This is a genomic window from Pelomonas sp. KK5, from assembly GCF_001984095.1.
GTDB lineage: Bacteria > Pseudomonadota > Gammaproteobacteria > Burkholderiales > Burkholderiaceae_C > KK5.
Window position 1 is genome coordinate 1 of record NZ_LYVQ01000291.1, and the last position, 6,943, is coordinate 6,943.

Here is a 6,943-nt window from a genome sequence, read left to right on the forward strand (position 1 = left end):
GCGCCAGGGCCGCGTCGCCCAGTTCGAGCCGGAGGCTGCCGTTCATCGCCAGCCGCAGGGGCGTCGTTCCCGGTTGCGCGTCCGTGCCGGCCGCGAGCTGTGCCGGCACGGTGTCGGGCCGGGCGATGTTGCGCACGATGTGGGGCGTGATCAGCAGCACGATCTCGGTCTTCGCCTTGTCGCGCAGGTCGTTCTGGAACAGGCGCCCGAGCAGCGGGAACTCGCCGATCAGCGGCACCTTGTTGACCGACTGCCGGTCCTCGTTGTTGATCAGGCCGGCCAGCACCTGGGTCTCGCCGTCCTTCAGCCGCAGCGTGGTGGCGGCGTTGCGCGTGCCCAGGCGGTAGGCGATCGTGCCGGAGATGTTGAGCTGCGAGACGATATTGGACACCTCGAGCTGCACCTTGATGCCGACCTCGTCCTCCAGGAACACGTTGGGCTCCACGTCCAGCTTGAGGCCGGTCTCCAGGTAGTTGACCGAGGAGGACACGCCGACGTTGGCCGTGGACGTCGTGGTGATCACCGGCACCTTCTCGCCGATGTGCACATGGGCCTTCTCGCGGTTCTTCACGCGGATGCGCGGGTTGGCCAGGATGTTGGAGGTGCCGTCGAGCTTGCGCAGGTTGAGCAGCAGGACCGGATTGGCGGCGAAGGCCTTCAGCGATCCGGTGCCGAGCTGCGCCAGGCTGCCCGTGGGGTCGGTGGCGCCGCCGGTGATGCTGGCGGAGACCTGGTCCGGGAAGCGGGTGCCGATCTCCTGCGAGAGCGTGGACGCCACCTCCAGCACCTCCAGTTCCAGCATCACCTCGGGCTCGCCGAGATCCTGCGTGGCGATCAGCTTCTCGGCCAGGCGCACGGCGTCGGGCGTGTCGCGCACCATCAGCAGGTTCAGCTTCTCGTCGATGTAGACGTCGCGCGACTTCGCCATCGTCTTCAGCATGCCGGCGGTCTGCTTGACGTCGGCGTTAGCGAGGTAGAAGGTGCGCGTCACCAACTCCTGGTATTCGCGCTGCTTGATCGAGGTGTTCGGGTAGATGATCAGCGAGTTGTCGTTGAGCACCTTCTTGTCGAGCTGGTTGGTCAGCAGCAGCACCTTCAGCACGTCGTCCAGGCTGGTATCGCGCACGAACAGCGTGGTCCGCTGCTCACCCTTGACGTCGCGGTCGAGGATGAAGTTCAGGCCGCCGGTGCGGGACATCATCTCGAACACCGAGCGCAGCGGCGTGTCGCGGAACTCCAGCGAGATCGGCCGGGCGAGCGCGGCGGTGAGCCGCGGCTCGGCGACCGGCCGGTCCTCGCTGCGGTCGGCCAGGGTCTTCATCAGCGCGCGGGCCGTGCGCTGGCTGGAGTTCTCGGCCAGCACCTCGCGCGTCAGCCGCTCGGCGGTGATGGCATCGCCGCCGGCCAGCGCGGCCTGGGCGGCGCGGGCCTTGTCGGCGAGGCGCCGGTCGCGCCCGGTGGCGTCGAGACCGGTCTGGGCTGTCGCGGCGCCGGGGTTCAGGCGCAGCGCGCTGCGGTAGCGCAGTTCGGCCGCGTCGAAATCGCCGGCCACGCGCAGGCCGTCGCCATCGCGCACGTACATCGTCACCACGGCATCGCGGTTGGCGATGTAGAGCGTGTGCGCCTCCGGACGGAACGGGGGCGTCTTGGCCGCGGTCTCGAGCAGCGAGAGGCCTTCCTCGACGCGGCCTTCGGCGATCAGGCGCTGGCCCTCGGCGAGTTGTGGCGGCGCGGTGGCGCAGGAGACCAGCATCGCCGCGCTCAGCGACGCCAGCAGCAGGTGGGGCAGGCGGTTCAATTCGTCTCCTCGGATCCGGTGTCGGCGGGTGGGGCCGCAGTGGCTGCAACGGGCGCGGCGACAGGTCCGGCGTCGCGCGACGCAGCGAAGGACAAGGTCTGCACCGCGTTCAAGGGCAGGTAGCGCAGCGTCATGCCCTGCTCGTCGATGTGCTCGACCCGGTAGGTCCCGTCCAGCGTGGCGCCCGCCTGCGCGGCCACGTTGATCCCCTGCGGCGTGCCGAGGAAGGCGGTGGTGACGCCCTTCTCGACCCACTGGCCGAGGTAGGAGAAGGGCAGGGGCGGAGCGCTCGCCGCCGCCCGCTGCGGCGCCTGCATCGCCTGCTCGCGCATCGGCACTGGCACTGGCACGGCAGGCTCGGCGATGCCCTCGTCGAAGGGGTCGTCGGTCGCGATCCCGGTGGCCTCGCGCCGCGGCAGGGCCCAGCGCGACGTGGCGACGGCCGCGACGCGGGCGGGCGCCGCTGCCGGGCGTGCGGCGACGCTCGGCAGCAGGTCGTCGGCGGGCCGGTCGACCCCGACCATCGCGGCGGCGGTGGCCAGCGCGGCCAGCGCATAGAGGAGCCATCGTCGCGAGCTTCTCATCGGCTTACTCCGTGGCGATGAACAGGGTCAGGCGGATGCGAGCGTCGAGCCCCTGGCCCTTGTGGGCATCGCCATCGCGCTTCATCTGCACGTCGTCCACGGCCAGGGCCGGCACCTCGGCCAGCACCGTGGCAATGAAGTTGCGGACCTGCGCATAGCTGCCGCTCGCGGGCAGCGTGATGCGATAGCGCAGGATCGGGGAGTCGGCGCTGCGCTCCAGCCTGTAGTCGACCGATCGCAGGCCCAGGCCGCTCTGGATCGCGGCGCTGCGGATGCGGGCTATCCACTGGGGCACCGAAGCCGTGGCCGGCAGCGTGCGGCGGAACTCGGCCAGCGCCGCCTCGGTGGCTCCCGCGCCGGTGTCGGCCTCGGCCGGTGCCGCGGCAGGATAGGGCCGGCTTGCCAGTGCGTCCCGCTGCGCGATGCGCGGCGCGACCAGGGCGCCATGGGCCAGCAGGGCCGCCAGCAGCAGGGCCAGGCCGATGAAGCCCTGGTGGCCGAGTCGCAGCGAGGCAGATGCAAACCACTGCCTCATGGCCCGCCCACCCAGTCGGCGCTGAGCACGAAGCTGATGCCGCCCGTCGCGGCTTCCGCATGCTCGTTGAGGAAGACGTTGGCGAAGCCGGGCGAGGCTTCCAGCCGCATCATGGCTTCGACGAGGTCCTCGAAGCGGCGCGCCTCGCCGGCGATGCGCACGCGCCTGCCGTCTGCCTCCGGCTGCAGCGCGGTCAGCACCACCTTGCCCTTGGCCGCGCCCTCGACCTGGCGGAACCAGTCGTCCCATGGCATGGCCAGGCGAGCGACCACCGCGGCGGCCTGTTCGGCGCGCTGGGCGGTCGCCTTCGACAGCGCCTGGGGCGGCGCCACCCGCACGGCGGCCGCCGGGATCGGCGGCGATGCCAGTTCCCGGCTCACCGCCACGAAGCGAACCATCACCCAGCCGCAAGCCAGCAGGCCGACCAGCAGCAGGACGGTGCCCGCCACGCCCGAGCCGCGCCGCTGCTGCTCGAAGTCCAGCGCGGGCCGCACGATGCCGCGGCGAGCCGGCAGCAGCTTCTGCAGGCGCTCGGTGCTCAAGCTCGGCGCCAGGCTCATGCCGCCTCCATGATCGCTTGCTGGACCCAGTTCCAGCCCGGCCTCGCCAGGCCGTCCAGGTCATGCCGCTCGGTTGAAGCAAGGACGATCTGGTCCGTGCCTTCGATGCCGTCGATCAGCCGCGCCTGGTCGATCCAGGCGCCCAGGTCCTCGGCCAGCGTGCGGCGTGGCCGGTGCGTGCGCAGCGAACGCCAGGCGCCGTCCTGGTGCCGGGCCAGCACGACCCGGCCCGGTTCCGCGATGACCAGCCACGCGGCCGGCAGCCGCAGTGCCGCGGCGGCGCCCGCCGCGGCGCTGATCAGCGGCTCGATCGATTGCAGCGCGCAGCCGGCCTGCGCCACCGCCTGCCTCAGGCCCTCGACCCGCGCGGTGTCGAGCCCGACGGCCAGCGCCGCGTCGCCACCCTGGCGGCGGTCGACGACGATCTCCCAGTCGGCCACGGCCGGACCGTGGACGGCCGCGAAGCCGTGGCGGGCCGCGGCCTGGCGCTCCTCGTCGTTCTGCAGTTCGCGGGCGTGGGCCACCAATGTCAGCGCCGCCAACTGGTGCGACAACAGCAGCCTGACTCGCGGGCGAGGCCGCCAGGCCTTGCGCGGCGCGGCGATGCCGGCCAGCAGCGCCGTCAGCGCCGCGGGCAGGCTCGCGGGCCCATCCGCACAAGGCTGCTGTTCCTGCACCGGCGAACCGCCGATGACGGCGACCCGCGTCGGCATCACCAGCACGCTGATCGTTTCAGGCCACCGACGTGACACGATCGATCTCCTTCAAATGGGTCCGGCCCTCGCGCACCAGGGCGAGCGCCTCCTCGCGCAGCGGCCGCGTGCCCCCGCGCCGCGCCACCTCCTTCAGTGCGCGCACCGGCTCGCGGGCGACGATCATCTCGGCCAGTTCGTCAGTGAGCACCAGGATCTCGGCGATGGCGGTGCGGCCCGCGTAGCCGGTGCCGCGGCAGTGCCCGCAGCCGCGGCCGGCCATGAAGCGAAAGCCCTGCGTGCCGGTGCGGTCCAGGCCCGAGGCTTCGAGTTCCTCATCGGTCGGCACCATCGGCGCGATGCAGTGCGGGCAGTTCAGCCGCACCAGGCGCTGGGCGACGATGCCGTTCAGCGCGGCCGCGAAGCTGTACGGGTCCACCTCCATGTGGGTGAAGCGGCTCAGCACGTCGAACACATTGTTGGCGTGGACGGTGGTGAACACGAGGTGGCCGGTCAGCGAGGCCTGCACGGCGATCTGCGCCGTCTCGGGGTCGCGGATCTCCCCGACCATCACGCGGTCCGGGTCATGGCGCAGGATCGAGCGCAGGCCGCGGGCGAAGGTCAGGCCCTTCTTCTCGTTGACGGGGATCTGCAGCACGCCGGGCAACTGGTACTCGACCGGATCCTCGATCGTGATCACCTTGTCGTGGCCGTGGTTGGTCTCCGAGATCGCGGCATACAGCGTCGTGGTCTTGCCGCTGCCGGTCGGGCCGGTGACCAGCACCATGCCGTAGGGCTCGGCCGACAGGCGGCGGATCTGGGCGCGGTCGCGCGCATTGAAGCCCAGGCTGTCCAGCGTGAGGCCGCGCGCCTCGTCGGCCAGCCGCTGCTTGTCGAGGATGCGCAGCACCGCGTCCTCGCCGAAGATGGACGGCATGATGGACACGCGGAAGTCGATCTCCCGCCCGCGCACGCCGACGGTGAAGCGCCCGTCCTGCGGCACGCGGCGCTCGGCGATGTCCAGGCCGGCCATCACCTTGATTCGAGAAATGGTCTGCTCAGCCAGCTCGGCGCTGCCCCACTGGCGCACCGTGGCCAGCACGCCGTCGATGCGGTACTTGATGCCCAGGCTCTTTGGCCCGGTCTCCAGGTGGATGTCGGAGGCGTCGGCCTTCAGCGCGTCGTAGAGCGTGGAGCGCACCAGGCGCACGACCTGGCTGGTGTCCTCGGTGATGCTCTTGAAGGACAGGTCCTCGACGTCGCTGTCCAGCACCGTCTCGGCCTCTCCGGGGCTCATCAGGTTCTCCATCGCGGAGAGCCCTTCCTCGTGGCGGGCCAGCCAGGCGGCGACGTCCGCGTGGTGGGCCAGGCGCCAGTCGAACGGCGCGGCGATGCGCTGCTCGGCCCAGGCCAGCGTGGTCTCGGCGAAAGGGTCGCCGAAGACCATGTGCAGCTCGCCGCCGTCCTCCGCCTCGCGCAGCAGCACCATGCGGGCCGACAGCGCCTCGGTGACCGGCAGGAGATCGAAGGCCGGCGTCCAGCGGTGCATGTCGTGGATGGTGGCGGTGGCGTAGCCGAGCGTGCCGGCCAGGCGGGCCAGGAACAGCTCGGGCGAGCCGTCGCCCTGCAGTTCCTCCAGCGCGACGACGACCGATGTCTGGCGGGCCAGCGCCGCGGCGCGGGCGGCGGCCAGGTCAGCCGGCGTCAGCGCGACCATCACCTCGGCAGGCGCGGCGCGGTTCATTGCAGGCTCCCGGCCAGATCGAAGATCGGCAGATACATCAGCACGACGATGCCGCCGATCACCACGCCCATCAGGGCCATCAGCAGCGGCTCGAACAGCTTGGTGAACCAGTCCACCCAGAGGGACAGGCGCTCGTCGTGGAAGGCGGCGATGCGTTCCATCATCGTCGCCATGTCGCCGCTCTCCTCGCCGACGCGCAGCATGCGCAGCGCGATCGGCGTCGTCAGCCGCGCCTGGCCCATCGCGTCGGACAGGCTGGCGCCTTCGCTGACCTGCTGCGTGGCCAGCGCGAGCCGGCCGCGCAGGTCCGCCGGCAGCAGACCGCCGACCATGCCCAGCGCCGGCACGACCGGCGTGCCGCCGCGCATCAGCATGCCCAGCGTCCGGTAGAAGCGCGCCAGGTGGTAGACCAGCAACTGCTCGCCGACACCGGGCAGGCGCGCCAGCGCGCCGAGGAACAGCCCGGCCGCCCGGTGCGCCGCGAAGGCCATGGCCGCGACGCCAGCCGCCAGCGACAGCAGCACGGCAGCGCCATGGCCGTTCATCAGCTTGCCCCACTGGAGCAGCAGTTGCGAGAGCCAGGGCAGGTCGCGCCCCGCTTCCGCATAGATCGAGGCGAAGCGCGGCACCACGTAGGCCAGCAGGAACACGGTCACCAGCGTGCCGACGCCCAGCAGCACCAGCGGATAGATGGAGGCCGAGACGATCTTCCTGCGCACCTGCTCGATGCGCTGCTGGTAGTCGATGTAGCGGCCCAGCGCCTCCGGCAGGTCACTGCTGCGCTCCGCCGCGCGCACGGTTGCGACCAGCAGCGGCGTGAACACGGCGGGCTGGTCTTCCATCGCCCGGGAGAGCGACTGGCCCTCGAACAGCCGGTCGCGCAGCCGACCCATCACGCGGCGTGGCTGCGGCCGGCTTTCCTTCTCGACCATCGCCTCGATCGTTTCCGGCAGCGAGAGGCCCGCTTCCAGCAGCGACACCAGCTCCTGGCAGAAGGCCAGCAGCGGGAAGCGGCCCTTGCGCGTGATGC

The 6,943-nt window shown here is 71.4% G+C and carries 7 protein-coding genes; all 7 read right to left on the reverse strand.

From position 1 onward, the window contains the following. The coding region (locus tag B0W88_RS28315) for a type II secretion system protein GspD (RefSeq protein WP_077037898.1) at positions 1-1,798 on the reverse strand (1,798 nt) is incomplete at its 3' end. Continuing rightward, the gene (locus tag B0W88_RS28320; protein WP_077037899.1) at positions 1,795-2,382 is read right to left on the reverse strand and encodes a hypothetical protein; all 588 of its coding nucleotides are present in this window, start codon (positions 2,380-2,382) and stop codon (positions 1,795-1,797) included. The genes B0W88_RS28320 and B0W88_RS28315, both read right to left, overlap by 4 nt. A 4-nt stretch (positions 2,383-2,386) precedes the next feature. Beyond that, positions 2,387-2,917 (reverse strand): type 4a pilus biogenesis protein PilO, encoded by a 531-nt coding sequence (gene pilO, locus B0W88_RS28325; RefSeq protein WP_077037900.1) that lies wholly within the window; start codon positions 2,915-2,917, stop codon positions 2,387-2,389. Then, the gene (locus B0W88_RS28330) at positions 2,914-3,477 is read right to left on the reverse strand and encodes a PilN domain-containing protein (RefSeq protein WP_077037901.1); all 564 of its coding nucleotides are present in this window, start codon (positions 3,475-3,477) and stop codon (positions 2,914-2,916) included. Before B0W88_RS28330 ends, pilO begins: the two co-directional genes overlap by 4 nt. After that, positions 3,474-4,229, reverse strand: a complete 756-nt coding sequence (locus B0W88_RS28335) for a hypothetical protein (RefSeq protein WP_144007030.1) — start codon at positions 4,227-4,229, stop codon at positions 3,474-3,476. The genes B0W88_RS28330 and B0W88_RS28335 overlap by 4 nt, the downstream gene beginning before the upstream one ends. After that, on the reverse strand, positions 4,210-5,913 hold the full coding sequence (locus tag B0W88_RS28340) for a GspE/PulE family protein (RefSeq protein WP_077037903.1): 1,704 nt from the start codon (positions 5,911-5,913) through the stop codon (positions 4,210-4,212). The genes B0W88_RS28335 and B0W88_RS28340 overlap by 20 nt, the downstream gene beginning before the upstream one ends. Next, positions 5,910-6,943, reverse strand: a 1,034-nt coding sequence (locus tag B0W88_RS28345) for a type II secretion system F family protein (protein ID WP_077037904.1), incomplete at its 5' end; no start/stop codon positions are given. The genes B0W88_RS28340 and B0W88_RS28345, both read right to left, overlap by 4 nt.